Origin of the sequence: Streptomyces sp. P17, from assembly GCF_032436805.1 — a bacterium.
Lineage (GTDB): Bacteria > Actinomycetota > Actinomycetes > Streptomycetales > Streptomycetaceae > Streptomyces.
On the sequence record NZ_JAVRBF010000058.1, the window covers coordinates 1 to 25998 of the forward strand.

26 protein-coding genes and 1 tRNA gene are annotated in these 25998 nt (G+C 72.3%); 12 read left to right on the top strand and 15 right to left on the bottom strand.

Annotated features, from left to right (window positions below; translation table 11 throughout):
• The first annotated feature begins 109 nt into the window (after positions 1-109).
• The gene (locus RMT89_RS30990) at positions 110-523 is read left to right on the top strand and encodes a globin (RefSeq protein ID WP_315887092.1); all 414 of its coding nucleotides are present in this window, start codon (positions 110-112) and stop codon (positions 521-523) included.
• Positions 524-530: 7 nt separating this feature from the next.
• Here the strand turns inward: RMT89_RS30990 and RMT89_RS30995 are convergent, their stop codons facing one another.
• The 7 genes from RMT89_RS30995 to RMT89_RS31025 all read right to left on the bottom strand — a co-directional run bounded on the left by RMT89_RS30995 (position 531) and on the right by RMT89_RS31025 (position 9252).
• Complete coding sequence (locus tag RMT89_RS30995; RefSeq protein WP_315887042.1) at positions 531-1202, bottom strand: hypothetical protein; 672 nt, start codon at positions 1200-1202, stop codon at positions 531-533.
• Positions 1199-1612 carry a thioesterase family protein gene (locus RMT89_RS31000; RefSeq protein ID WP_315887043.1) on the bottom strand — a complete coding sequence of 138 codons (414 nt, stop codon included), beginning with the start codon at positions 1610-1612 and terminating at the stop codon, positions 1199-1201. Before RMT89_RS31000 ends, RMT89_RS30995 begins: the two co-directional genes overlap by 4 nt.
• 6 nt (positions 1613-1618) lie before the next feature.
• Positions 1619-3283, bottom strand: a complete 1665-nt coding sequence (gene ettA / locus RMT89_RS31005; protein ID WP_315887044.1) for an energy-dependent translational throttle protein EttA — start codon at positions 3281-3283, stop codon at positions 1619-1621.
• 155 nt (positions 3284-3438) lie between these two features.
• Positions 3439-4854, bottom strand: a complete 1416-nt coding sequence (locus RMT89_RS31010; RefSeq protein ID WP_315887045.1) for a Cys-Gln thioester bond-forming surface protein — start codon at positions 4852-4854, stop codon at positions 3439-3441.
• 261 nt (positions 4855-5115) lie between these two features.
• Complete coding sequence (locus RMT89_RS31015) at positions 5116-5574, bottom strand: single-stranded DNA-binding protein (RefSeq protein WP_315887046.1); 459 nt, start codon at positions 5572-5574, stop codon at positions 5116-5118.
• A 180-nt stretch (positions 5575-5754) separates the two neighbouring features.
• Positions 5755-7641 (bottom strand): YfjP family GTPase, encoded by a 1887-nt coding sequence (locus RMT89_RS31020; protein WP_315887047.1) that lies wholly within the window; start codon positions 7639-7641, stop codon positions 5755-5757.
• Positions 7642-7644: 3 nt separating this feature from the next.
• Complete coding sequence (locus tag RMT89_RS31025) at positions 7645-9252, bottom strand: dynamin family protein (protein ID WP_315887048.1); 1608 nt, start codon at positions 9250-9252, stop codon at positions 7645-7647.
• 320 nt (positions 9253-9572) lie between these two features.
• On the opposite strand from RMT89_RS31025, the gene RMT89_RS31030 reads away from it, so the two are divergent.
• From RMT89_RS31030 to RMT89_RS31040, 3 genes are all read left to right on the top strand, one after another.
• Positions 9573-9645, top strand: a tRNA-Arg gene (locus RMT89_RS31030).
• A gap of 123 nt (positions 9646-9768) precedes the next feature.
• Positions 9769-10728: a D-2-hydroxyacid dehydrogenase family protein gene (locus tag RMT89_RS31035; protein ID WP_315887049.1), complete on the top strand. Its 960-nt coding sequence runs from the start codon at positions 9769-9771 to the stop codon at positions 10726-10728.
• 118 nt (positions 10729-10846) lie between these two features.
• A complete protein-coding gene (locus RMT89_RS31040; RefSeq protein ID WP_315887050.1) occupies positions 10847-11191 on the top strand; it encodes a chaplin in 345 nt (114 codons plus the stop codon).
• A gap of 86 nt (positions 11192-11277) precedes the next feature.
• Here the strand turns inward: RMT89_RS31040 and RMT89_RS31045 are convergent, their stop codons facing one another.
• The 8 genes from RMT89_RS31045 to chpG form a co-directional block, all read right to left on the bottom strand.
• Positions 11278-12144, bottom strand: a complete 867-nt coding sequence (locus tag RMT89_RS31045) for a tyrosinase family protein (RefSeq protein WP_315887051.1) — start codon at positions 12142-12144, stop codon at positions 11278-11280.
• On the bottom strand, positions 12128-12592 hold the full coding sequence (locus tag RMT89_RS31050) for a tyrosinase cofactor (protein WP_315887052.1): 465 nt from the start codon (positions 12590-12592) through the stop codon (positions 12128-12130). Before RMT89_RS31050 ends, RMT89_RS31045 begins: the two co-directional genes overlap by 17 nt.
• A 130-nt stretch (positions 12593-12722) precedes the next feature.
• Positions 12723-13235, bottom strand: a complete 513-nt coding sequence (locus tag RMT89_RS31055) for a hypothetical protein (protein ID WP_315887053.1) — start codon at positions 13233-13235, stop codon at positions 12723-12725.
• A 118-nt stretch (positions 13236-13353) separates the two neighbouring features.
• Complete coding sequence (locus RMT89_RS31060) at positions 13354-13959, bottom strand: vitamin K epoxide reductase family protein (RefSeq protein WP_315887054.1); 606 nt, start codon at positions 13957-13959, stop codon at positions 13354-13356.
• Complete coding sequence (locus RMT89_RS31065; protein ID WP_315887055.1) at positions 13959-14456, bottom strand: DUF5949 family protein; 498 nt, start codon at positions 14454-14456, stop codon at positions 13959-13961. Before RMT89_RS31065 ends, RMT89_RS31060 begins: the two co-directional genes overlap by 1 nt.
• Positions 14457-14635: 179 nt before the next feature.
• The gene (locus tag RMT89_RS31070) at positions 14636-14926 is read right to left on the bottom strand and encodes a hypothetical protein (protein WP_315887056.1); all 291 of its coding nucleotides are present in this window, start codon (positions 14924-14926) and stop codon (positions 14636-14638) included.
• A gap of 188 nt (positions 14927-15114) precedes the next feature.
• The gene (locus RMT89_RS31075) at positions 15115-15849 is read right to left on the bottom strand and encodes a hypothetical protein (RefSeq protein ID WP_315887057.1); all 735 of its coding nucleotides are present in this window, start codon (positions 15847-15849) and stop codon (positions 15115-15117) included.
• Between the two features lie 249 nt (positions 15850-16098).
• Positions 16099-16338 (bottom strand): chaplin ChpG, encoded by a 240-nt coding sequence (gene chpG / locus RMT89_RS31080; RefSeq protein WP_315887058.1) that lies wholly within the window; start codon positions 16336-16338, stop codon positions 16099-16101.
• Positions 16339-16846: 508 nt separating this feature from the next.
• Here chpG and RMT89_RS31085 point away from each other — a divergent pair.
• Genes RMT89_RS31085 through RMT89_RS31120 form a run of 8 tightly spaced genes read left to right on the top strand, consistent with a single transcriptional unit; the run spans position 16847 to position 25998 of the window.
• Positions 16847-18007 carry a glycosyltransferase gene (locus RMT89_RS31085; protein ID WP_315887093.1) on the top strand — a complete coding sequence of 387 codons (1161 nt, stop codon included), beginning with the start codon at positions 16847-16849 and terminating at the stop codon, positions 18005-18007.
• Positions 18004-19431, top strand: a complete 1428-nt coding sequence (locus RMT89_RS31090) for an exopolysaccharide biosynthesis polyprenyl glycosylphosphotransferase (RefSeq protein WP_315887059.1) — start codon at positions 18004-18006, stop codon at positions 19429-19431. Before RMT89_RS31085 ends, RMT89_RS31090 begins: the two co-directional genes overlap by 4 nt.
• Positions 19432-19434: 3 nt before the next feature.
• On the top strand, positions 19435-20724 hold the full coding sequence (locus tag RMT89_RS31095) for an O-antigen ligase family protein (RefSeq protein ID WP_315887060.1): 1290 nt from the start codon (positions 19435-19437) through the stop codon (positions 20722-20724).
• Positions 20721-22373 (top strand): lipid II flippase MurJ, encoded by a 1653-nt coding sequence (murJ, locus tag RMT89_RS31100; RefSeq protein ID WP_315887061.1) that lies wholly within the window; start codon positions 20721-20723, stop codon positions 22371-22373. The genes RMT89_RS31095 and murJ overlap by 4 nt, the downstream gene beginning before the upstream one ends.
• On the top strand, positions 22357-23115 hold the full coding sequence (locus RMT89_RS31105; protein WP_315887062.1) for a polysaccharide deacetylase family protein: 759 nt from the start codon (positions 22357-22359) through the stop codon (positions 23113-23115). Before murJ ends, RMT89_RS31105 begins: the two co-directional genes overlap by 17 nt.
• Positions 23112-24260 carry a glycosyltransferase gene (locus RMT89_RS31110; protein WP_315887063.1) on the top strand — a complete coding sequence of 383 codons (1149 nt, stop codon included), beginning with the start codon at positions 23112-23114 and terminating at the stop codon, positions 24258-24260. Before RMT89_RS31105 ends, RMT89_RS31110 begins: the two co-directional genes overlap by 4 nt.
• Complete coding sequence (locus tag RMT89_RS31115) at positions 24257-24910, top strand: lipopolysaccharide biosynthesis protein (protein WP_315887064.1); 654 nt, start codon at positions 24257-24259, stop codon at positions 24908-24910. Before RMT89_RS31110 ends, RMT89_RS31115 begins: the two co-directional genes overlap by 4 nt.
• Complete coding sequence (locus tag RMT89_RS31120) at positions 24907-25998, top strand: GNAT family N-acetyltransferase (protein WP_315887065.1); 1092 nt, start codon at positions 24907-24909, stop codon at positions 25996-25998. Before RMT89_RS31115 ends, RMT89_RS31120 begins: the two co-directional genes overlap by 4 nt.

The following is a 25998-nucleotide window of genomic DNA, read 5'->3' on the forward strand; positions in this document are numbered from 1 at the left end:
GGATCATGGGGCTGTGTCGTGGCCACAGGCAGAGCCTCCCATCACTCCATGATCAAGATCTAGCCCTGTAGTACTAGGTCTTCCGTCCTGGGTCGGGGCGTCTGAGACCATAGGCGATGTGAATGAGATTCGGCGCGGCACGCTTCAGGAGCAGACCTTCTACGAGCAGGTCGGCGGGGAGGAGACCTTCCGCCGCCTCGTCCACCGTTTCTACGAGGGTGTCGCCGAGGACCCGATCCTGCGGCCGATGTACCCCGAGGAGGACCTGGGACCGGCCGAGGAGCGCCTGACGCTCTTCCTGATCCAGTACTGGGGCGGCCCGACGACGTACAGCGAGAACCGCGGCCACCCCCGCCTGCGCATGCGCCACGCCCCCTTCACCGTCGACCGCGCGGCGCACGACGCCTGGCTCAGGCACATGCGGGACGCCGTCGACGAACTCGGCCTGTCCGAGGAGCACGAGCGGACGCTGTGGAACTACCTGACGTACGCGGCGGCGTCGATGGTGAACACGGCGAGCTGAGCGCGGCCTAGCGGGAGACGCTGACGTCCAGGACGCCAAGACCCGCCCGCCGTACGGCGATCGACCCGTACGGCGTGCGCAGCCGCAGCCACGCACCCGACGAGAACAACGCCGGATCCCCGGAGCCCCGCAGGAATCCCAGCGCCTGCGCCGCGTGCACCGCCCGTACCGGCAGCGGGGTGTCGCCGACGGTCCGGGACCAGATGTCCCGCCCGATCCGGTCGAGTTCGGCCCTCGTACGGCCCTCGGGGCCCAACTCCTCGGTGCGCGCCCGGAATTCGGCCACCGCCGCGCCGACCATCGCGCGCAGCGCGTCCGGTGCGGGCAGCCCCGGCTCGGAACGCCAGCCGCCGCGCGGCGGCAGCACCCCGGCCCAGGGCGGGCCGGTGACGGCGCCGGGGACGACGGCCGTGGCCGCCGACTCGTCCACCGCTTCCAGGAGTTCACCCGCGGACACGGTCAGGTCCAGGGTGACGTCGAGGCCGTTCTCGTACGGCTTGGCCAGGCGTGCCGTACGGATCGCCAGCACCTCGAAGGAGGGTGGGCGCCCGAAGACGGCGAGTGCGGTGCCGGCCGCCTGGAGGCGCACCGCGGCCGCACGGTCGTAGTGGAGCAACCGGGAGAGGAAGGCGACGAGATCCGCCGCCTCCCCTTCGTCGGCGAGGTGGAGCACCGTCATGCGGCGACGGCCTCCTCCTCTTCGTCGTCCCGGTACTCCGCGAGGAACTCCCGTTCCTCGGCGGTGATCCGACGGGGCCGCTGCGTCTCGAAGTCGAACGGCACTATCACCGTCGACGCCCGGACGTAGACGAGGTCGTCGTCCTTCACCTCGTAGGCGATGGTGAAGGACGCGGCCCTGATCTGCGTGACCCACAGCTCGATGTCCACGGGGTGGTGCCGGTGGACGAGCTGCCGCTTGTAGTCGATCTCATGGCGCGCCACCACGGACCCCTGCTGGAAATCCTTGTCCGGGCGGAACAGGAAGTCGATACGGGCTTCCTCCAGGTAGCGGAGGAACACCACGTTGTTGACGTGGCCGTACGCGTCCATGTCCGCCCAGCGCAGCGGGCAGCGGTAGATGTGCCGCAAGATCGATCAGCCCCGGGTCAGCTTCTTGTAGGTGGCTCGGTGCGGACGCGTGGCATCCGCACCGAGCCGCTCGATCTTGTTCTTCTCGTACGACTCGAAGTTGCCCTCGAACCAGAACCACTTGGACTCGCCCTCGTAGGCGAGGATGTGCGTGGCGACCCGGTCCAGGAACCACCGGTCGTGGGAGACGACCACGGCGCAGCCGGGGAACTCCAGCAGCGCGTTCTCCAGGCTGGAGAGCGTCTCGACGTCGAGGTCGTTGGTCGGCTCGTCGAGGAGCAGCAGGTTGCCGCCCTGCTTGAGGGTGAGCGCGAGGTTGAGCCGGTTGCGCTCACCACCGGAAAGGACACCGGCCGGCTTCTGCTGGTCGGGCCCCTTGAACCCGAAGGCGGAGACGTAGGCGCGGCTGGGCATCTCGACCTGACCGACATTGATGTAGTCGAGCTCGTCGCTGACCACGGCCCACAGGGTCTTCTTGGGGTCGATGTTCTCGCGGCTCTGGTCGACGTAGGAGATCTTGACGGTGTCGCCGACCTTGATGGTGCCGGAGTCAGGCGTCTCCAGACCCTGGATCATCTTGAAGAGGGTGGTCTTGCCGGCGCCGTTGGGGCCGATGACCCCGACGATGCCGTTGCGCGGCAGCGTGAACGAAAGATCATCGATGAGGACCTTCTCACCGAAGGCCTTGTTGAGGTTGTTGACCTCGACGACGATGCTGCCGAGCCGGGGACCCGGCGGGATCTGGATCTCCTCGAAGTCCAGCTTCCGCATCTTCTCGGCCTCGGCGGCCATCTCCTCGTAGCGAGCGAGACGGGCCTTGGACTTGGCCTGACGCCCCTTGGCGTTCGACCGCACCCACTCCAGCTCTTCCTTGAGCCGCTTGGCCCGCTTGGCGTCCTTCTGCCCCTCGACCTTGAGACGGGTCTGCTTGGTCTCCAGGTACGTGGAGTAGTTGCCCTCGTACGGGTAGGCGCGCCCGCGGTCGAGCTCAAGAATCCACTCGGCCACGTTGTCGAGGAAGTACCGGTCGTGGGTGATGGCGACCACGGTGCCCGCGTACTTGGCGAGGTGCTGCTCCAGCCAGTTCACGGACTCGGCGTCGAGGTGGTTGGTGGGCTCGTCGAGGAGCAGCAGGTCAGGGGCTTCCAGCAGCAGCTTGCAGAGCGCGACGCGGCGCTTCTCACCACCGGAGAGGTTGACGACGGGCCAGTCGCCGGGCGGGCACCCGAGCGCGTCCATGGCCTGCTCCAGCTGAGCGTCCAGGTCCCACGCGTTGGCGTGGTCGAGCTCTTCCTGGAGCTTGCCCATCTCGTCGAGGAGCGCGTCGGAGTAATCGGTCGCCATGAGTTCGGCGATCTCGTTGAACCGGTCGAGCTTGCCCTTGATCTCGGCGACACCCTCCTGGACGTTCTCCAGGACGGTCTTCTCCTCGTTCAGCTTCGGCTCCTGCATCAGGATGCCGACGCTGTAACCCGGCGACAGGAAGGCGTCACCGTTGGAGGGCTGCTCAAGCCCCGCCATGATCTTCAGCACGGTCGACTTACCGGCACCGTTCGGACCGACGACGCCGATCTTCGCCCCCGGCAGGAAGTTCAGGGTGACGTCGTCGAGGATCACCTTGTCGCCGTGCGCTTTGCGCGCCTTGCGCATGGTGTAAATGAACTCAGCCAAGAGAAACCGTCCGGCAGCTTGAAATCTGGCAGTGGGCAGATACACCCCATCTTGCCGTACCGCCACCCTCGGGAGGAAACCCGTTCCTTCCGGGGCCCCTGACCTGGGGTTTCGCAGCCGTACGGCGCCGCGCTCCGGCGGCCGGCCCCGAGTGGTCAGTCGCGCTCAGGAGTCTTCTTCCTCCGGACGATCAACAGAGACGCTCCGCCGATCAGCACCAGCCCGATCGCCACCCCCGCGATCACCGGGGTCGCGTCGGAGCTGCCGGTCGCCGCGAGGTTGGTGTCGGGGGACGTGCCGCCCACTGTCGCGGGGCTCGGTTCCGTCAGTGTCTGGGTCGAGGTGTTGTCGGCCTCCGCTGCCTGCGTCATGCAGTCCAGGACGCCGGTGAAGCGCTGGGCGAAGCCGCCGGGGCCCTCGATCGTGAAGTCGTAGGCCTGGTCCTCCTGGAGCGGGATCGTCACCGTCCGGGACTCGCCCGCGCCGATCGTGTACTCGGCGCCCAGCAGCTCGAAGGAGAAGCTCTCGTCGCCCTCATTGGCGGCCATGATGTCGACGCCGCCCTTGGCGCAGTTCTTCGCCGCCGACAGTGCCGGTATCGCGCCCTTCTTCGCCCAGGTCGCACGGGCCGTGGCCGACACCGTCGACTCGCTGGAGCCGGCCAGGATCTGCGTCTGGCTGCGGCTCTCGGAGGTGAAGGCGCGGCCCACGGGGACGGTCGTGGAGGCCTGCACCGTCAGCTCCGCCGTGCCGGCCGCCGCTTCCTCGGGCACGTCGACGTAGATCTGGCCGCCGTCGGAGGTCGAGGTCACGGGCTTGCCGGCCTTGTCGACGATCCGTAGACCGCTCGTGGCCGCGTCCGCCGGCGGCTTCACCGTCACGGCGGACGCCCCCGTGTGTACCGTCACCGGCCCGAGCCGCTCGCCGGGGCGCCCGGACAGCGCGGGCGGGTCCAGCGTCAGGGACGGCGCCGGCTCGGCCACGTCGCGGGCGCTCTCCTCCAGATAGTCGGCGAGCTTCTCGGCCTGCGGGTCGACAGCGTCGACGTCCGCGTCGTCCGAGTAGCGCCAGACGGCCACCTGCGTACCCGCCGCCGCGTCCTGCTCGGTGAGCCCGCCCTGGAGTCCCGCCTTCTCGGCCAGCGCCGCCAGATCGTTCACCTGCGGATAGGAGTTCTGCAGGATCCAGCGGATCTTGCCCGCGTTCTCGTTGACCCCGAGGGAGGTCCCGCTCCACGGTGTCTCGCGGTACTTGGCATCCTTCTGCGTGGGGTTGTACAGGTCCACGCAGTACGTCTGCAGGGTCCCGCCGCCCTCGACGGACATCTCGAACAGGCCCGCCGAGACCTCCTGGTCGCCGGCCTCGCCGTGTATGACCGCCGCGCCGTACGTCTTCAGGCCGCCTATCGTCGCGGTCGCCCCGCCCTGGTTCTGCGCCGTGCCGTCGGCGGCGGCCTGGCCGGCACCGGCCACCAGCACACCGGCGGCGACCAGCCCGGACACCAGCGTCGCGGCGGCGAGTCGGGCCGCCCCTCGTCCGCGCCCGGACAGCGCGGAGAAAGAAGAAAGCACAGAATTCCCCTTCGAGCAGGACCCGTTGACGTGGGGGGTACGGTCCCACCAGCAGAACTACAAGCCCCGAGAGCCTTGTTCGGCATCCTAAGGACCGGGCGTCCCACGCTTCCCAGGGATCCCGCGGGACAAGCGATCCGACTCGCAATCGTTATCGCGGGACCCGCTGCGAACAGGGCTTATCGACAAATCAACCCGGGGTGTTCGGCACTCATTCGCCGATAAGCCGCAGTTCGGTCAACGATCACGGGTGCCCTGACGTCACGTCACCGCCGCCGGTTCCGGTGCCTGTTGAGCCGCCGACTCCGGTGTCTCCCAGTCCGGCTCCGGACGCGGGGGCGCTCCGCTCACCGCAGGTTCCGGCCTGCCCGGGCGGCGGAAGGCCGAGGTGCCCCGCGCGAGATCGTGGCCGATCGCCACCGCGTCGATGTCGGCCGAGGTCCACGTCTGCTGCTCGCGCACCTCCGAGCGGACCTTCAGCCTGCCCTGCACCAGAACGGGGTCACCGACGGTCAGCGACGCCGCCGCGTTCGTGGCGAGCTGCCGATTGGCCCACACCGTGAAGAAGTTGGTGTGCCCGTCCGTCCACTCGTTCTTCTCGCGGTCCAGATAGCGGGCGGTCACCGCCAGCCGGAACCGCGCCGACGGTCCCGTCGCGACCTCCCGGTACACCGGCTGCGTCGCGACGTTCCCCACGACCGAGATGATCGTCTCGTTCATCCTGAACCCCTCCCGTACACGCCGACGGGCCCGTCCCGTACGGCTGCGTCTGTCGTGACGACCGCGTTCCTCGCGAATCGCCGCGAAGCCAGACTGCCTCCGCCGGGCCGAGCCCGCCGCGCGCTGTGGATCAGCCCTGGGTCTGTGGATAACCTCGCCACTCGAACGGGGCGCTCCGCATCACCCCACGCCCACCCCCGTGACGCGGCTGTACTGCTCCCGGACCTCCCGGTACCGCAGCAGCTCCGCCGCCAGCGGATCCAGCACCCGCGCCCTCCCGCACCCCGCGGCCGCCTCCCGCAACCGCCGTTCCGCCTCCATGCCGTATCGCCGCGCCGGCCCCCGCGCCGCCATCCGGCAGCTCCACTCCACCAGCGGCCCGCCGATGATCCCGGCCGCCATCAGCAGCACCGGCACGCCCAGATTCGGCGCCATGACGCCCACGATCTGGCCCGCCAGCCACAGGCCGCCCACCACCTGCAGCAGCGTCATCGACGCCTGCACCAGCACCGCGGCGGGCCACCACCCCGGCCGCGGCGGCCGCCCCGGCGGCAGCCCCGCCCGCGCGGCCAGGTCGTCCAGCGCCTCAGGCAGCCCCTGCGAGCCGCGTACCGCCGCCTCGCGCACCGCCTGGGCCCACGGCGCCGGAAGCCCGCCGGACGCCCGCTCGGCGACCGTGCGCACCGCCTGCTCCACACGCTGGCGCGCGGTGGCCTCCTCGTCCGCCTGCGCGCGCAACGGGAGCCGTCCCGTGGGAGGTTCGCGCCGGTCCTGGTACCAGCGCCACAGCCGTAGCCAGGGCGTCCCGCACGCGCGGTTGGCGTTGCGCAGCCACGCGCGCTCGGCGGCCTCGCCCGCCGCGGTGGCGCCCACGGCGTCCGCGAGCCGGGCGGCGAACTCGTCCCGGGCCTCCTCGCTCAGCCCGGTCCGCCGGGAGGTGGCGTAGACGGGCCGCAGCCCCCACGCGGCGGCGTCGACGTCGGCGGAGATCCGGCGCGCGGCGGCCCCGCGCTCCGCCACGAACTGCCCGAGCGCCTCGCGCAGTTCGCCGATGCCGTCCCCGGTGAGCGCGGACAGCGCGAGCACGGTCGCGCCCGGTTCGCCGTACTCGCCGAGCGCGATGCCGTCCTCGTCCAGCAGCCGCCGCAGATCGTCGAGGACCTGCTCGGTCGCCTCGCCGGGGAGCCGGTCGGTCTGGTTGAGGACGACGAACATGACCTCGGCGTGGCCCGCCATGGGCCGCAGATAGCGCTCGTGCAGGACGGCGTCGGCGTACTTCTCGGGGTCCACGACCCAGATGACGGCGTCGACAAGGGCAAGGACCCGGTCCACCTGTTCGCGATGCGCCACGGCCGCGGAGTCGTGGTCGGGCAGGTCGACCAGGACGAGGCCGCGCAGCTGTCCCTCGGCGTCCGTGTGCTGGGCGGGGCGCCGGCGCAGCCGGGGCGGGATGCCGAGCCGGTCGATGAGGCTGGCCGCGCCGTCGCTCCAGCTGCACGCGATGGGCGCGGCGGTGGTCGGCCGGCGGACGCCCGTCTCCGAGATCGTCACCCCGGCCAGTGCGTTGAACAGCTGCGACTTGCCGCTGCCGGTGGCGCCCGCGATGGCGACCACCGTGTGCTGCCCGGAGAGCCTGCGCCGCGCGGCGGCCTCGTCGAGCACCCGTCCGGCCTCGGCGAGGGTGCGGCTGTCGAGCCGGGTCCGGGACAGCCCCACCAGCTCGCGCAGCGCGTCGAGCCGCGACCGCAGGGCGCCGTCGTACGCCAGCGTGGTCGCCGTCTGCGGGGCGGAGGCCCGGCTCTCCACGACCGGTGCGGGCTGCTGCTCCCCGGCGGTCTCGTTCACCCGCCGCGCGATCAGCCCGTCGTCCCAGGCGGTCCCGGAGTCGGTGTCAGGAACGGCGTCGTCGGGGTCGTCGGCCTTCTCGGGTTCCACGGCCTTCTCCTCGTCGGAACCCGTGGGACTCGCGCCGGAGGCCTCGGTCTCCTCGGGAGGGCTCTCGGCGGCGCCGTCCTCGGCGGGTTCCGGGTGTCCCTGGTCGTGGTCCTGGTCAGTGACGGCGGTCACCGGTCACCTCTCCTTCTGCAGTACGGACAGCGCGGCGATGAGTTCGGCCTGTGGCTCCGGGTGGACGTCGAGGGCGTCGAGGGGGGCGAGCCGGCGCTCGCGTTCGGTGTGCATGACCCGGTCGAGATGGTCGGCGAGCAACCGCCCGCCCCGGTCGCGCAGCCGCAGCGCGCCGTGGGCGCCGATGCGCTCGGCGAGCCCCTCACCCGCGGAGCGGGCCCTGCGGCCGCCCAGGAGCGCGGTGGCGACCAGGGCGGCGACCACCTCGGGGTCGGGCGCCGCGCTCCGGTCGAGGTCGCGGACCTCGTCCTCGGCGTACTCCTCCAGCTCGCGCCGCCATCGCCGTACGGCCAGACCGATGCGGTGCTCGGCGCTCTCCAGGGTGGTGTCGCGGGCCCGGAGGGTGGGGGCGGCGGCCGCCGGTTCGCGGCGCCAGGCCTCGTCGACGCGCTCGTCGGCGGCCGTGACGGCGCACAGCAGCAGGGCCGCGAGGCTCTCCACGAGGGCGTCCAGGAGCTCGGCGGCCGTGCAGTCGAGGGGGAAGGCGCGCCAGCGTTTGAGGGCGTCGCCGGCGAGGACGGCGCCGGACTGGAGACGGCCGCGTACGCGCGCGTGCTCGCTGTCGTACGCCGAGTCGACGGCGGCGGTGAGCCGGAGCGCGGCGGCGTACTGGGCGGCGGCGGCGCTGGCCAGCTCGGGCATCCGGGACTTGAGGGAGTCGAGGACGCCGTAGGCCGTGCGGGCCATGACGTGCTGGCGGGCGGCCGGGTCCTGGGCCTGGTGGACGAGCCAGGTGCGCAGCGGTGCCACGGCGGTGGCGGGGAGGAGGCCGCCGCCCCAGGCCGACTCGGGCAGCTCGGGGACGGTGAAGCGGGGGACGTGGCCGAGGCCGGCCTTGGTGAGCAGGGCGCCGTACTGCCGGGAGACCTCGGAGACGACCTGGTGGGGGACCCGGTCGAGGACGGTGACGAGGGTGACGTCGTACTCCTTGGCGGTGCGCAGCAGGTGCCACGGGACGGCGTCGGCGTAGCGGGCGGCCGTGGTGACCATGACCCAGATGTCGGCGGCGCAGATCAGCTCGGCGGCCAGGACGCGGTTGTCGGCGACCAGGGAGTCGACGTCGGGCGCGTCGAGGAGGGCGAGGCCGCGCGGGAGGGTTTCGGCGGTCTCGACGCGCAGCACGCGCGTGGGGTCCTCGCCGGGCAGCAGGAGCTCGTCGCCGGCGTCCTGCTGGGGCACCCAGACGCGGGTGAGGTCGGGCAGGACGCGCATCCCGCTGAACCAGTGATGATCCTCCGGATGGCAGACCAGCACCGGCGTCCGGGTGGTGGGCCGCAGCACCCCCGCCTCGCTGACCCGCTGGCCCACCAGGGAGTTGACCAGCGTCGACTTTCCGGCCCCGGTGGAACCTCCCACGACGGCCAGCAACGGTGCTTCAGGTTCTCTCAACCGGGGCACCAAGTAGTCGTCGAGCTGCGCGAGGAGTTCGTCGCGGTTGGCACGCGCGCGTGGCGCCCCCGCCAGGGGCAGCGGAAAGCGTGCGGCTGCGACACGGTCGCGCAGAGCGGAGAGTGCGTCGATCAGCTGAGGCCGTACGTCCAAGGTCACCACATGCGAAGAATGCCCAATTTTAGGGGAATTCTGAAGCATATGAGCATGTCTGCGCGCCGACGGAACGCAAGGGACGGAAGGGACGACTGGGACACCGGCACAGTCCAGGCATAACGAGTGCACAACACCCGGTGCGCCAGACGCCAAAAGCGGTGCACGATTCGTACCTGCCTGCGATTATCAGGACCGCTTCACCGAACCTCCACATCGAGCCACGGAGGCGAAGCAACAGAGACAAGGACGCGGGAGCCCCTATCCTTGTCCCGGCAACGTCACGGATCAGCCCACACCCGGGCACCACGACAGAGGCCACCACACCGGCCCCCGTAGCTCAGTGGATAGAGCAGGCGCCTTCTAAGCGCTTGGCCGCAGGTTCGAGTCCTGCCGGGGGCGCCCAGTCTCCGCCCTCCCCTCGGGAGGGCGTTTTTGCTGTTCGGGGCGGGTTCAGAGACCGAAGAAGCCGTATTCCGCCGGGCGTAGAGTCGAGAACCCCTGCCCCGCGGAAAGGACTTCACCGTGCCGCTGCGCTGTGCCGTGCTCGACGACTTCCAGCAGGTCGCGACGGAGCTTGTCGACTGGTCGCCGATCGCCGAGGACGTGGAGGTGGTCTCCTTCGGCTTCCACTTCGCCGACGAGGACGCCCTGGCCGCGGCGCTCGCCGAGTTCGACATCGTGATCACGCTGCGCGAGCGCGTCCCCTTCCCGGCGTCCCTGTTCGCCCGCCTCCCCCGGCTGCGCCTCCTCGTCGCCTCCGGTATGCGCAACAGCGTCATCGACTACGCCGCCGCCGAGGCCCACGGCGTCACCGTCTGCGGTACGGCCAGCTCCTCCACCCCGCCCGTCGAACTGACCTGGGCCCTGTTGCTGGGCCTCGCCCGTGGTGTGGTCGAGGAGCACAACCACCTGCGCGGCGGCGGCCCTTGGCAGTCCACCGTCGGTGCCGACCTGCACGGCCGCCGCCTCGGTCTGCTCGGACTCGGCAAGATCGGCGGCCGGGTGGCGCAGGTGGGCCTCGCCTTCGGCATGCACGTCAGCGCCTGGAGCCAGAACCTCACAGAAGAGCGGGCGGAGGAGGTGGGCGTCGAAAAGGCCGCGACCAAGGAGGAGCTCCTCACCCGCAGCGACGTCGTCTCCGTCCACCTCGCCCTCGGCGACCGCACCCGCGGCCTGCTCGGAGCCCCCGAGCTCGCCCTCCTCAAGCCGACCGCCTACCTGATCAACACCTCCCGCGCCGCCATCGTCGACCAGGACGCCCTGCTCGCCGCCCTCCACGCGGGCCGGATCGCCGGCGCGGCCGTGGACGTCTTCGACACCGAGCCGCTCCCCGCCGACCACCCGATGCGCACGGCCCCCCGTCTGCTGGCCACCCCCCACCTCGGCTATGTCACCCAGGCCAACTACCGCACGTACTACGGCCAGGCCGTCGAGAACATCAAGGCCTTCCTCGCGGGTTCGCCCGTACGGCAACTCCCCTGATACCACCGGTTGGGTTAAGGAACCGGGTGATCCCCGTGACCAGCCGCAGGCACCGGCGTTGAACGGGAGTGCGGCGGCGCACCCTGCCGCCGAGCTCACCGAGTCAAAGGAGAACGTGATGTCGCGCATCGCGAAGGCAGCCGTTGTCGCCGTCGGCACCGGTGCCATGGTGGTCGGCGGAGCCGGACTGGCCCTGGCGGACGCGGGCGCCAACGGCAAGGCCGTCAAGTCGCCCGGCGTCGGTTCGGGCAACCTCGTCCAGGTCCCGGTCCACGTGCCCATCAACCTGTGCGGGAACACCGTCAATGTGATCGCCCTGCTGAACCCGGCCTTCGGCAACACCTGCGCCAACGTCGACGACAAGGACAACGACGACAAGAACGGCGGCTACGGCAACGGCAAGGGCGACCACGGCAAGGGCGGCAAGGGCGGCAACGGCGGCAACGGCGGCTACGGCGACTGACGCCCCCTCCGTCTCCGCACGCCCGTACTTCCCCGTACGGAACGAGCCCCGGCACCTCCGAGCGCCGGGGCTCTCCCCATGTCCCCTCACGCGTACCGGTAGATCCGGCTCACGTCCTCCAGCTGGTCCGGCGTCACATCCCACGGCGGCAGCTTCTCGTGCCGGGCGACGATCCGCCCCCGCTGCTCGTCGCCGATCGCGGGCGGCTTCGCCGGAAGGTAGCGGTGTACGCGGTGCCGCCGCTGCCAGCGGGTCCAGCACAGGTCGATGAAGGCGTGGTGCATCCAGAACACCGGGTCGTTGACGGAGGCGCCGCCGACCATGTCGCCGCCGACCCAGCGGTGCACCCGGTTGTGGTTGCGCCAGGACACCGGACCGCGCCCCTCGCCCCACCCCTCCAGCTTGTTCCGGAACCCCTTGCGGGCGGTCGAGTCCCACGGCGAGGCGTCGTAGACCGGATCGGCCAGCGCCCCCTCCAGATCCTTCTTCGTCGGCAGCGCGATCGGATCGCGCGCCCGGCCGAGGTCCCGGGTGAGGAACTTCCCGTCCCTCACGCTCTCCTTGATGGTCCAGTTGCCCTCCGCGTAGGCGAACGGCCCGGTCATCACCTGCCGGTCCACCCGCCGCCCGGTGCCCCCGAGCAGATCCGCGGTCCAGGGCGCGGCGGCCGCCGTACGGTCCTTCGTCCAGTCCCAGTACGGCAGCGTCACCGAGGAGTCCACCCGGCGCAGCGCCCGCTCCAGCTCCAGCAGGAACTGCCGGTGCCAGGGCAGGAAGGAGGGTGTCATATGGGCCGTACGCAGTCCGCCCTCGCCGTCGGAGACGTAGTACTCGATGTGCGTCCGCACGAACTCGTCGTACACGCCCCGCCGTTTGAGCTCCAGCAGCGCCTTCACCAGCCGCCGCCGCTCGGTCCGGGTGAGCGTGCTGACGTCCTTACGCGTGTACGCCATGGTGGTCCCCCCTGTCCGTCTTCCGGTCCCGCAGCCGCTCCCCCGGCCCCAGTTCGTCGACCGCCGCCCGGGCCGCGTCCAGCGGGGTGTCGTACGAGCTGTAGTGGTCGAGCATGCTCAGCCAGGTGCCGTCCGCCCGGCGCATCAGATGCAGTCGTACGCCGTCGACCGTGACGTACCACTGCGCGGCGCCGAAGGCGCGGCCCGCCGAGGTCCGGATGCCGCGGAGGCGCCGGCCGCGGTAGGTCTCGTCGAAGGTGACCTCACCGGGGTTGTCGCGGCCCTGCGCCGGGGCCGGCGGCCGGGAGGCCGCGACGATGGGGGCCAGCGCGAGGGCGCCCGCCGCCGCGAGCAGCCCGCGCAGGACGTCCCGCCGCCCACCGGGTCTCGCCTTTCGCTGTGCTCCCGGCTCCGCACCCACTGCCACTGTGCCGACGCTGACGACCATCGTGTGCTCCTCATCCGGTTCGCTTGTCACAGCGGTAACCCCCGGCCGGCCCGCCCGGTCACCGCGCGTGCCCCGGAAAGCCGAAGGGCCCGGTCGGCGGCGCGCGCCCCGGGCCCTTGCGAAGTCGCGGCTACAGGCCGGGCCCCGCCACCAGATCGGCACCCGTCACCGTCTGCACGACCGGGGCCAGCACGCCCGCCTCCGGCAGCTTGAGCTCGGGCAGACCGAAGTTCTCCGGGTTCGGCGGGGTGAGCGGGGCGTCCAGGGTCAGGCCCGGCGCCAGGGTGCGCAGGTCGGAGGCCGGGGCGTTGACGCCGACGTGGTCGAAGTCGTCGCCGAGGATGTGCGGCAGCGGAGCGCGCAGGCCCACGCCCGGCAGCCCGCCGGTCACCGGCAGCTGCGGGATGACCCGCTCGGGGATGAGCCGGCCCTCGACGTACCGCGGGCCCTCGGGCGCGCCCGGCATCGGCACCGGGATCTCGCCGCCGAGCTTGGGCAGTTCGATGTTGAGGGACTTCTCGACGCCGTCCAGCGGCACCGGGACGGGGACCGTGCCGACCGCGGCGGCGGGGGCGGCGCTGGCCACCGCGGCCGCGACGCCGGTGACGACGGCGGCAAGGGTTCCTCGGGTGGTCGACTTCATCTCAGCTACGGTCCCTTCCAGGGGTTCGGTGGATCGAGGTCCGTACCGCACAACGACTCCGGGATCACCACCAGCGCACAATTCGCCCGACTGCCGCAGTAGTACGACCTACGTCCTGTCAGCTCGTCCAGAAGTCCCACCAGCGGGTCAGGATCAGCATCCCGACGATTCCGATGTGCAGCACCGCGACCACCCAGGTGAACTCGCCGAAGAAGGACGCCAGCCAGCCCGGGGCGGCCACCAGCTGAGAACGCACGACGAGCGAAGTGACGTACCAGAAGAGGATGATCGTGGCGATCCATGCCAGACAGCACCACAGGCACAGGGCGTTGATCCGGTACAGCGACTCGAACTGCAGCCACGACACGAACCCGACGCCGAACAGACAGCCCGCCCAGAAGGTCAGCCAGTACCAGCGCGGGAATCGGGCGCCGGCCAGCAGGCTGACGCCGACGCAGATGACGATGGCGTAAGTGACCAGGCCGAGCATCGGATTGGGGAACCCGAAGGCCTCGGCCTGGTCGCTCTCCATCACGCTGCCGCAGGACAGCACCGGGTTCAGACTGCAGCCCGGGGTGAAGTCCGGGTCCTCCAGCAGCTTGAACTTGTCGAGGGTGATGACCCAGGAGGCCAACAGCCCGGCGGCGCCGGTGAGCACCAGCAGCAGGACGAACCCCCGCCCCGCGCCCACGGTCCGCGTGGCCCGCCCCGCGGTGGCGGCCATCAGCCGCGCAGGCTGCGGGCCGGCAACACGATGTGCGCGGCGGCGTTCAGGGTCTCGTCGGCGCCGGCGAACACGGCCAGGGCCTCCGGCTCGATCGGCTTGCCCGGCTCGGCCTCGGGCCAGGGACGGCTGGTGAACACGAAGTAGGCGAAGCCGCGTTCGGCGACGGCCTCCAGCCACTCCGGGGGCGGGGTGCACTGGGCGTTGAAGCCCGGCATGCTGACGACGGCATGTCCGGCCTCGACGAGCAGACTGACCGGGAGGCTGGGCCGGGCGGCACCGTCGACGAGGTCGCCGCCGATCGGCAGGTCGTTGCTCTCCAGCAGCGCTTCTACGGCCTTGATCGAGCCCTCCGGGCCCTCGGCGCCGTCGCCGAGGGTGTAGGCGAGCAGATAGGGCATGTCGCCGCCGGGGGCCTCGCCGCTCCAGGCCATCACGACGAGCGTGCCGAGGTCGGCGGCGCGGAAGGCGCGGTTTTCGCTTGAGGTTGAGGTCACCGCGCGACCTTATCGACGCACCGCAACGGCCCCGCGGTCCTTCTCACCCGACCGGGCGACGCCCCGCGTCCTGTCCACACGAACGAGTTACCGTGCCTCGAACAGTGCCCAACCGGCAGACCCCGAGGGCCGATTCCGTGCGTCACGGAATCGGCCCTCTCGGCGGGAAATCGCGGAATTCAGCTCTGGAGAGGGAGGCCGCCGAGCAGTCCGCCGCCCTGGTTCAGCGCGGTGGTGGCGCCTTTCACGGTGTTGAGCACGGAGTCCTTGTTCTCGGTGTCGAGCGCGTCCGACTGTTGCTGCAGCGGCATCGCGTCGGCGGGTGTCAGACGGCCACTGGTGAGCGTGTTCACGGCGCCGTTGAGGCTGGTGGGCGTGAGGTCTGCGGCGTTGTGGGCGAACGCGGGCGCGGCGGCACCGGCGACGACCAGGGAACCGGCAACGACAGCGGCGGCCTTCAGGGACTTCATCGTGTTCCTTTCTTCGGCAACTCACAGTCACCACGGGGAATTCTGACGCCGTGCCTAACGACCTTGTGCCGGACCGGAAACCCCGGGTCCGCATCCTCATATGAGATCCAAGAAAGACGTGGAGAAATTCAGAAGGCCGTCGCACCGGCCGAATCGACCGGCACGACGGCCCTTTGAGGCCGCGTGTCCTACGACGTGGGCAGCAGGCCGCCCGTCGGCAGCGACGGCAGCGCGGGCAGGCCCGCCAGGTTCGGGGCGGGCAGGCCGCCGCCGAGCAGGGTGGCGGCGAGCGCGTTGACCAGGCCGGTCAGCGCACCGGTTACGGCCGGGACCACCTGGCCGACGTCCCCGGAGGTGATGGCCGTGAGCAGGGTGTTGACCGCCTTCTGGAGGGCGGCGAGGGCGTCGGCGACGAGGTCGGCGGGGAGCTGCGCGGACGGCGCCTTGGAGTCGTCGCTCTTGGTGAGGGCCGGCAGGGCCGGCGCGGCGGGCAGCGTGGGGGCAGCGGGCGCGGTGGGGGCGGCCGGCGTCGTGGGCGTGGTCGAGGTCGAGGTCGAGGTCGAGGTCGAGGTCGCCGGGAGGTTCGCCGACGGGGCGGCCGGGGCGGCGGCCGAGACCTTGGCGATGGCGTCCTTCACGGCCTGGCCGAGCTTCTCCGCGTCCGCGGCGGGCAGCTGGCCGTTGTCGGCCTTGAGCACGGCGTTCAGCAGGTCGGTGACCGGGGTGAGCACACCACCGAGGTCGCCCAGGGCCTTGGTCTGTTCGAGAAGCCCGTCCGCGCCGGGGACGGGCGCGGAGGACGCCGCATGAGTGCGCTCACGGGCGGAGTCGTCAGCGGCCATCGCGGCTGGCCCGGCGATCCCGAGCAGAAGGGTGGCGCAGAGCGCGGAGGACGCAATACGCCGTGCGGGCAGAGCACGCATGGGTGTTCCTTTCGGTGGTGCGTCGGATCTTGTGCCCACCGTGAAAGCGCTCACCGCGCTCTGCAACCGTTCGAACGCCCGCTGTCACCACCCGTACATCGTATCGCCGGCGTCGTGCCTGGTGAGGGGCGTGTCAAGGCGCCCTGCCCGGATCGCCGCGAGCATGCCCCATTCGGGGCAACGCGAACCGGCCGCCCCGCCGTGGCGAATCCACGGAAGGGCGGCCGGTCAGAGGGTCTCGCGGTGACGTCAGTCGTTGACGCAGGTGTTGCCGAACGCCGGGTTCAGCAGACCGATCACGTTGACCGTGTTGCCGCAGACGTTGACCGGGATGTGGACCGGAACCTGGACGACGTTGCCCGACAGCACGCCCGGGGAGTGGGCGGCGGCGCCGTTCGCGCCACTGTCGGCGGCAGCGATGCCGGCGCCGCCCGCAACGGCCGCAGCGGCAACAGACGTAAGGACCAGGCCCTTCGCGATACGCGACATGGAGAGGTGCTCCTTGGGGTTGACACAAACACCCGGGCGGGGATGCCCCGGCGCTGTGTCAACGCGCGATGCGCACCGGGGTTGTGCCGCCAATGGAGTGATCTCGCGACAGGCCCGGATTCACCATTCCGACACACTTGCCGGGTTTCGCCGGATTAATACGGATAGCGACTAGAGTTGCGGACCTTCCGACGCGCCCCTATTGCCAGCACATCGCACCTTCCCATCGCAGCCTTTCCGAAAGGGCATCGCCGGTGATGCGCCATTGTCCGGGCCCGCTGTTGCGCCGGGGGAGCGTACGCCCGCGTACGCGAACACCCTCGGCCACGACTCCGACGTGTTCGAACCGGACAAGGCCCTGCGAGCCGGTGGTGACCAGCTGGCCTTCCGGCTCGTTTCCCAGCGGGACGCAGTGTGGGCAGGCGTGTTCTTCGTCGCCGTCGACGCCCAGAGCCGAGGCGCGATCCCGCCCGTCCCGAGCGACACCCGTGAGCGAGGAAACCGCGCAATGCACCTGTCAGCCACCGACCCTCCGCCTCGGGTCCTGCATCTGACCCAGCCCGTGGACGGCGGGGTCGCCCGCGTCGTCACGGACCTGGTACGCGCCCAGCTCGCGGCCGGACTGCACGTCACGGTCGCCTGCCCGGACAGCCCCCTGACCGCGGAACTGACGGGGCTCGGCGCCGACGTACGCGCCTGGTCCGCGCGCCGCGCGCCGGGCCCGACACTCGTTCGAGAGGTACGGCGTCTTGCGCGGGTGATCGAGGACGTACGGCCCGATCTGGTGCACGCGCACAGCGCGAAGGCCGGTCTGGCCGGGCGGCTCGCGGTGCGGGGGCGGATCCCGACGGTGTTCCAGCCGCACGCCTGGTCCTTCGAGGCGGTCGGCGGCGCCATGGCGGCGTTCGCGCTCAACTGGGAGCGGCAGGGCGCGCGTTGGGCCTCACGCGTGGTGTGTGTGAGCGAGGCCGAGCGGGTGACCGGAGTGCGCGCCGGGATCCGCGGCCGGTTCACGGTGATCCCCAACGGCATCGACCCCGAGCGCTTCCACCCCGCCGCCGTCGGCACCGTACGCACAGGGCTGCTGCCGGACGTCGATCCCGGGGCGCCACTGGTGGTGTGCGTGGGGCGGCTGTGCCGGCAGAAGGGCCAGGACGTGCTGCTGCGGGCGTGGGCCTCGGTGGCGGAGCGGGTGCCCGGGGCCCGTCTGGTGCTGGTCGGTGACGGACCGGACGCCGGCTCGCTGCGGGCGCGGGCGCCGAAGTCGGTGCTGTTCGCGGGGCCCGTGGCCCATGCCGCCCCCTGGTACCAGGCCGCCGATCTGGTCGTGCTGCCCTCGCGCTGGGAGGGCATGGCGCTCGCCCCGCTGGAGGCGATGGCGTGCGGGCGCCCGGTGGTGGTGACCGACGTGGACGGCGCCCGGGAGAGCCTGCCGCCCTCGCTCGCGCCGCACTGTCTGGTGCCGCCGCGCGATCCGGCACGTCTTGCCCGGGCCGTCACCGAGCTGCTGCGCGATCCGCTGCTGCGCGAGTCCCTCGGCCACCAGGGGCGCCGGCACGTCCTGTCCACGCACGACGTGCGGCACACCGCCGAGGCGGTCGCGAAGGTCTACGGCGACCTGCTGGCGCACCAGGTGCCCACCGAGTACAGGGAGTCCATCCACTCGTGACCGCCGACAGCACCGTCCCCCCGCCCGGCGGGCAGCCACGGGATCCCGGACTCTCGCCCGTCTCCCTCATGCCGCCGCGCGGCTCGGCCGCCGGCTTCCGCTTCCCGGCCCGCAGACCCCGCCGACGCCCCGCCTCCCCCGTACCGCTGCTGGCCGCCGACACCGCCGCCGCCCTGCTGGCCGCCCTGGCGCTCACCGGCACCCAGCGCCGCCCGCTGCTGGTCGCGCTGCTGGTGGCCGCCTCGCTGCTGCTGCGCCCGCATCCGTCCAGGACCGCGACCGGTGTCCTGGACGAACTGCCCGCCGTCTGCGGCCGGATCGCGGTGGCCTGGCTGGCGCTCGCGACCGCGCTCGCCGCGTACGCCCCCGGCCAGGCGCTCTCCCCGCACACCCTCGCGCTCGGCTTCCTGATCCAGTCTGCGGCGAGCTGCGCGTGCCGCGGCCTTGTGCACCGGCGGCGGGCCACCGTACTGCTCGCCCGTCCGCGCGCCGCGCTCGTCATCGGCCCGGCGGCGGCCGCGCAGCGCGTGGCCGCCGGGGTGCTGCGCCATCCGCGGTGCGGGGTGCGGCCGGTGGGCATCGTCGCCGAGGACCCGGACGGCACCGAGGGCCTGCCCGTGCTGACCACGGGCGAGGAGGTCGAGCGGGCGCTGATCCAGAACGGCGTCCGTGACGTCCTGGCCGTGCACCCCTCCGTACGGTCCGAACGGGCCCCGCTGCTACGGGCGCTCGCCGAGTCGGGGTGCGCGGTGTGGGAGGTCGACGCGGACTCCCCGACGTACGCCACCCGGGGCCAGCTCGCCGGGTTCGCCTGCCGGCGCCTCGACATGGGCACGATGCGGCGGCGCGGCAGCGCGGGCAAGCGGGTGCTGGACGTGACGGTGTCCGGGACGCTGTTGCTGCTGGTCAGCCCGCTGCTGCTGGTCTGCGCGGTGGTGCTGCGGCTGACCGACGGGCCCGGGGTGGTCTTCCGGCAGGAGCGCATCGGCAAGGACGGGCGCCCCTTCACGCTGCTGAAGTTCCGCACCCACCGCCCGGTCGACGAGCACGAGGCCGCGACCCGCTGGAGCGTGGCCGACGAGGTGCGCATGTCGTGGTTCTGCCGCTTTCTGCGCCGCTCCTCGCTGGACGAGCTGCTCCAGCTGTGGAACGTGCTGTGGGGCGACATGAGCCTCGTCGGCCCGAGACCGGAACGCCCGTACTTCGTCGCGAAGTTCAGCCAGACCTACCCCGGCTACGCGGCCCGCCACCGCATGCAGACCGGCATCACCGGGCTCGCCCAGATCCAGGGGCTGCGCGGCGACACCTCCATCGAGGACCGGGCGCGGTTCGACAACGCCTACATCGACAACTGGTCGCTGTGGCAGGACATCTGCATCCTGCTGCGCACGGCCGCCGCCCTCGTCCGCCCGACGGGAAGCTGACCGGTGACCAGCCTCGCCCTCACCCCGCCCCGGGCCCGCCCCCTCTCCCCCGCGCTCCCCCTGGTGGCCGTCGTCGCCCTGCTCGCCCTGCCCATCGGGCCGGGCGGCGAGGGCGGCGCGGGTCCGGCCGACGCGCTCTCGGCGCTGGTGGTGCTGTACTGCGCGGTCCGTCTCGTACGGGACCGCAGCCGCCCCCTGTCGCGCACGGCCGCCGTGGTGCTGGGCCTGCCCGTGCTGGGGCTCGCGGTCGCCGCGATGGGCGCGGTCTCGCCGGGCGCCGGGCTGACCGGCATGGGCCGCTACCTCCAGGTCTTCGTGCTGGTCCCGGCGGCCGTCCTGCTGCTGCTGCGGGACCGGTCCGACTTCCGGCTGCTGGCCTGGTCGTTCGTCGCCCTCGCGGGATGGCAGGGGGTTATCGGCGTCCACCAGTACGTCACCGGCACCGGCGCCTCCTACCGGGGCGAGCAGATCCGGGCCGTCGGCACCTTCGGTGCACAGGACGTGATGGGGATGGCGACCGTCGTCTCCCTCGGTCTGGTCTGCGCGGTGGGGCTGGCGCTCGGCCGCACTCCGGTACGGCAGCGGGCGATCGCCACCGTCTGCGCTCTCGCGCTTCTCCTGCCGCTCGCGCTGTCCTTCAGCCGGGGCGCCTGGATCGCGACCGCGGTGACCTGCACGGTGCAACTGGCGCTCGCCGGGCCCCGGCGGGCGCTGAAGGTGGGGGCGGCGGTGGCCGCGGCGGCCGTGGTCCTGGTCGGCGGGTTCGGCGTCGGTACGGCGATGCTGCAGGAGCGCATCAGCAGCATCACCCAGGTCACCGACGCCCCCGACCAGTCCGTCACCGACCGGTACACGATGTGGGCGGCCGCCGCCGGCATGTGGCGCGACCAGCCGCTGACCGGCGTCGGGTTGAAGGGCTTCCCCGAGCACCGGGACACGCACGCCTCGCTGGCCCTGTCCGCCGGGAGCGACACCGAGGGCGCGGGCACCGCGTTCCGCAAGCAGCCGCTGCTGTCCCCGCACAACATGTATCTCCTCGTCCTCGCCGAGCAGGGCCTGATCGGGCTGCTGGCGCTGGCGGGCGGCTGGCTGGCACTGCTGGTGTGCGCGCTGCGCAGGCTCAGGCGCATGCCCGGCGCCGACTGCGGGATCGTCGCCTGCGGGCTGCTGGTGTGGCAGCTCACCGACTTCGCGTACGCCGACATCGGCGGGCCCTCGACCGTGCTCACGGCCGTCTGCCTGGGCCTGGTGGCGTGGTGGGGAGTCGGCAGTACAGCTCCGGGGGACCGATGACGGTGACGCCTCCTCGGACCGGCGCCGACGGCTCGGTGACGCTGCCCCCGGCGCGCTCCGGTGACGCCGGGCCGGTCCAGGACGGCATCGGACTCGCCCCCGTCTCCCGGAAGTTCCTCGCCCGCGCCACCCTGATCACCGCCGTGCTGTCCATCGCCGGTGCCCTGCTGGGTCTGGCCCGCGACCAGGCGCTGGCCCGGCTGTTCGGGGCGGGCAGCGAGACGGACGCCTTCCTTGTCGCGTGGACCGTGCCGGAGTTCGCCTCGACCCTGCTGATCGAGGACGGACTGGCCTTCGCCCTGGTCCCGGCGTTCAGCCTGGCGCTGGCCCGCCGCGCCCGGGGCGCCCCCGGCGACCCGGTCCGCGCCCTGGTCGCCACCACCCTGCCGAAGCTGACGCTCACCCTGGTCGGCGCCGCCGCACTGGTCGTCGCGACCGCCCCCTACCTGGTCGAAGCCCTGGCCCCCGGCCTGCCCGACCGTTCCCTCGCCGTCGACTGCACCCGCCTGACCGCGACCTGCGTCCTGAGCTTCGGGCTCGCGGGGTACTGCAGCGCGGCCCTGCGGGCGCACCGGCGCTTCCTGGCGCCGGCCGCGATCTACGTGGCGTACAACACCGGCATCATCACCGCCATGTTCGTCCTCGGCGGCCGCTGGGGGGTGCGCTCGGCGGCGGTCGGGGTGGCGGTGGGCGGCGCCTTGATGGTCGTACTCCAACTTCCTTTTGTGTTGAGGCAGTTGTGGCGGAAGGCGGCCGTGACCGAGGAGGCGGGGCCCGGCGGGGGACAGGCCGTGTCGCTCGCGCTGGTCGCGTCCGTGCTGCTGTTCGCGCTGTGCCGTCAGTCCCAGGTGCTCATCGAGCGCTTCCTCGCCTCCACGCTGCCCGCCGGGTCCATCTCGCATCTGAACTACGCGCAGAAGGTGGCCCAGATCCCGATGACGCTCTCGCTGATGCTGTGCACGGTCACCTTCCCGGTGGTGGCGCGGGCGGTGGCCGAGGGCGACATGGAGCGGGCGCGCAGCCGCGTGGAGCGGGATCTGGCGCTGGCCGCCTGCGTGGTGCTGCTCGGCGCCTCCACGGTCATCGCCTGCGCCCCGCAGATCATCGAACTCCTCTTCCAGCGCGGCGCGTTCACCGCCAAGGACACGGCGGCCACGGCAGGCGTCATGCGGGTGTACGCCCTCGGACTGCTCGGCCAGACCCTGGTCGGCGCCCTGATCCGCTCCTACTTCTCGGCGGGCCGCCCCACCTGGTACCCGCTCGCGATGATGGCCGTGGGCATCGTCGTCACGTCCTGGCTGGGCGCCTTGACCGTACGGCCCTGGGGCGTGGCCGGGATCGCCGCCGCCAACGCCGCCGGCATCACCGTCACCGCGCTGCTGCTGCTCGCGGGGATGCGCGGGCGGGCCGTCCCGGTCGGCACCCGGCGGGTGCTGCACGAACTGAGCAAGCCGGTGCGGGCGGCGGTGCTCGCGACGGTCGCGGGCGCGCTCGTCGCGAGCCGGTTCACCACGGCCCTGCCCGGTCTCACCGCCGGCGCCGCGACCGTGACCGTCGTGTTCCTCCTGCTCGGCCGGTTCCTCGACGCCGAAGGCCTCACCCCCGTCCGTACCGTCACACGAAGGCTCAAGGATGTCCGTTTCCGTTGACACCGGCCCGCGCCTCGGGCCCCGCCAAGGACCGGTCCCGTGGGTGGCGATGTACCACTCCGTGGGCGACTGCTCGGACGACCCCTACCGGATCACCGTCACGCCCGAGCGCCTCGACGAACAGCTCGGCCGGCTGCGCCGCCGGGGTCTGAAGGGCGTGTCGATGACCGAGCTGCTCGCCGCCCGCGCCCGAGGCGAGGGGAGGGCGCTGGTCGGGCTCACCTTCGACGACGGGTACGCCGACTTCGTCGACCACGCTCTGCCCGTGCTGCGCCGCCACGACTGCGGCGCCACCCTCTTCGTCCTGCCCGGCAGGCTCGGCGGCGACAACGCCTGGGATCCGTTCGGCCCGCGCAGACCGCTGCTGACCGCCGAGGGCATCCGATATGCGGCCGAAGCAGGAGTGGAGATCGGCTCGCACGGGCTGACCCATGTGGACCTGACGAAGGCCGACGACGAGGTGCTGAACGCCGAGACCGCCGAAAGCAGAGCAGTGCTCTCGGAGTTGATCGGTGCTCCGGTCGACGGATTCTGCTACCCGTTCGGCACCGTCGACCGACGCGTCATCGACGCCGTCCGCGCCGCCGGCTACACCTACGCCTGCGCCATCGACCCCGGCCCGCTCACCTCCCCGCACGCACTCCCCCGCGTCCACGTCGGCCAGAACGACACCGCCGTACGCCTCTATCTCAAACACCGTCTCCACTGGCTGCGCCGACGCCCCGTGGCGGGCCTGCGATGAAGGCCCTGCACATCATCACCGGCCTCGGCGTGGGCGGCGCCGAGCAGCAACTGCGGCTGCTGCTTCGGCACTTGCCCGTCGACTGCGAGGTCGTCACGCTCACCAACCCGGGCACGGTCGCCGACGGCCTGGTGGCCGACGGAGTGCGCGTCGTCCACCTCGGCATGGCCGGCAACCGCGACCTCGCCGCCCTCCCTCGCCTGACCAGCCTGATCCGCACCGGCGGCTACGACCTGGTCCACACCCACCTCTACCGCGCCTGCCTCTACGGCCGTCTCGCCGCCCGGATGGCCGGAGTCAGGGCGGTCGTCGCCACCGAACACTCCCTCGGCGACTCGCAGATGGAGGGCCGTCGGCTCAGCGCGGGAGTGCGCGCCCTGTACCTGGCGGGCGAGCGGCTCGGCCGGATGACCGTCGCCGTCTCCCCGACCGTCGCCGACCGCCTCAAGCGCTGGGGCGTGCCCGCGCCCCGGATCGAGGTCGTCCCCAACGGCATCGACCTGGACCGCTTCCGCTTCGACCCGGTCCAGCGCCTGCGCACCCGCCGCCGCCTCGGCCTGCCCGAGGACGCCTATGTCGTCGGCGGCATCGGCCGCCTCACCGCGGGCAAGCACTTCGGCACCCTCGTCCACGCCCTCGCCCAGCTTCCCGACGACCACTGGCTGCTGCTGGTCGGCGGCGGCCCCGAGGAGAGCGTCCTGCGTCGCACCGCGCACGAGGCCAAAGTCGCCGACCGGGTCCTGTTCACCGGCGAACGCCCCTACGTCCCCGACGGCTCCCCGGGCCCCGACCTGCCCTCGCTCACCGCGGCGATGGACGTCCTCGCCTCCCCGTCCCCGGAGGAGGCCTTCGGACTGGCCGCCGTGGAGGCGCTGGCGAGCGGACTGCCCGTCCTCTACAGCTCCTGCCCGGCGATCGAGGACCTCCCCGCCCGCACCGCGCCAAGGGCCCGCCGAGTCCGGGGCGGCCCCGAGGAGTTCGCGCACGCCATCGCCGTGACCCGAGCCGAGGGCCCCCGCCCACGCACCGTTCCCGAGGCCGCCCTGCACTACGGCATCACCCGCAGCGCCACCCGTCTGGTGGACGTGTACGCGGCCATCGCCTCCCCTTCGTCCCCGTCACCCCAGGAAGGCAGCTCCTCATGACCGAGCACCTCACCGGCCCCCGCCGCCCCACATCCCCCCTGGCCCGCGCCAAATCCCTGCCGCCCTGGTCCCTGATCGCGGCCGGCGCCCTCGCAGGGGGGCTGCTCGGCGGCGCGTACGGCCTGGTCAAGCCACCGACCTACACGGCCACCAGCTATGTCGTCGCCGTCCCGAACGAGAAGTCCGACCCCGCCTCCGCGCTCGGCTTCGCCCAGGCCTACGGCCGGGTCGCCACCCAGCTCGCGGTGCTCGGGGACGCCCAGGTGTGGGCGGGCGTCCCGGTGTCGACGCTGAAGGAGAGCGTGCGGACCGCGACCTCCCCGGACGCCCCGATGGTCGCCGTCACCGCCACCTCCCCACGCGCCGACCTCGCCGCCGACATGGCCAACGCCGTCTCCCGCGCCCTGACCCGGCACGCACAGGACGCCGAGAAGGCCACCAACGTCGAGCTCCGGCAGTTCGCCCGCGCCACCAAGCCCACCGCCCCCTCCTCCGCGTCCTCCGCGCTGACCGGCCTGGTCGGCGCGAGCGCGGGCGGTCTGCTCGGCGGACTGGCGCTGCTGGTCCGGCCCCGACGGGGCGCCGAGGAGCCGAGACGCCCGGCCGTGCCGGGACCGGCTCCCGCCGCCGACGTCCACGGGCAACTGTGACGTACACGACGGAACTCGTCACCGACGAGCGCGCCTTCGCCGCCCTGTCCCCCGACTGGTCGCGGCTCTACGGCAGTTGTGCGACCGCGACCCCCTTCCAGAGCCACCCCTGGCTGCACTCCTGGTGGCTGTCGTACGGCGATCCCGGCCGGCTCCGTCTGGTGCTGGTCCGCGACCGGGGCGAACTCGTCGCCGCCGCCCCGCTGATGCGGGTGCACCGCCCGCTGCCCGCGCTGGTCCCGCTCGGCGGGGCGATCTCCGACTACGGCGACGTCCTGCTGGACGACGAGCGTGGCGAGCGGGCGGTCGCCGCGCTCACCGAGGGTCTCGTGGCGGCCGCCCGCACCGCCCTGATCGACCTGCGCGAGGTCCGCCCGGGCGGCGCGGCCGAACGGATCTACGACCACTGGCCGGGCCCGCGCGGCCGGGTGGCCGACTCCCTGTGCCTGGAGCTGCCCGCGTTGCCGATGCCCGAGCTGATCACCCGGCTTCCGTTGGCGAAGACCCAGCAACGGGCGCGGGCCAAGCTGCGCAAACTGAACGCGCTCGGGATCCAGCGGCATGTCGTAGAGCCGGACGAGGTCGACAAGGCGCTGCGGCGGCTGCTGGAGCTGCATCAACTCCAGTGGCAGGGCCGGAAGGTGACCTCCGAGCACCTGCGCCCCCGCTTCCGCGACCATCTGGTGCGCTCGGTCGGTCCGATGGTGGCGTCCGGAGACGCGGTCGTCACCGAGTTCCGGCTGGACGACGACGTGGTCGCCGTCGATCTGACGCTGCTGTCCCGGCACCTGGCGGGCGGCTATCTGTACGGCGCCCATCCGTGCCTCAGGGAACGGAAGGCGGACGTGGCGGTGATGCTGCTCGACGCGTCCACCGAGTACGCGCGGGGCACGCTGAGCCTGCTGCGCGGCAACGAGCCGTACAAGCACCACTGGCGGCCCGAACCGGTCGAGAACCGGCGGCTGTTGCTGGCCCGGCGGCGCACCGCCCCGCTGCTGGCGGCGGCGCTGTGCTCGGTCGCCGCCCGGCGGCGGGGCAAGGACCTGGTGCGCCGGTGGAAGGAGCGCGACGGTGGCGGCAGGCACTGA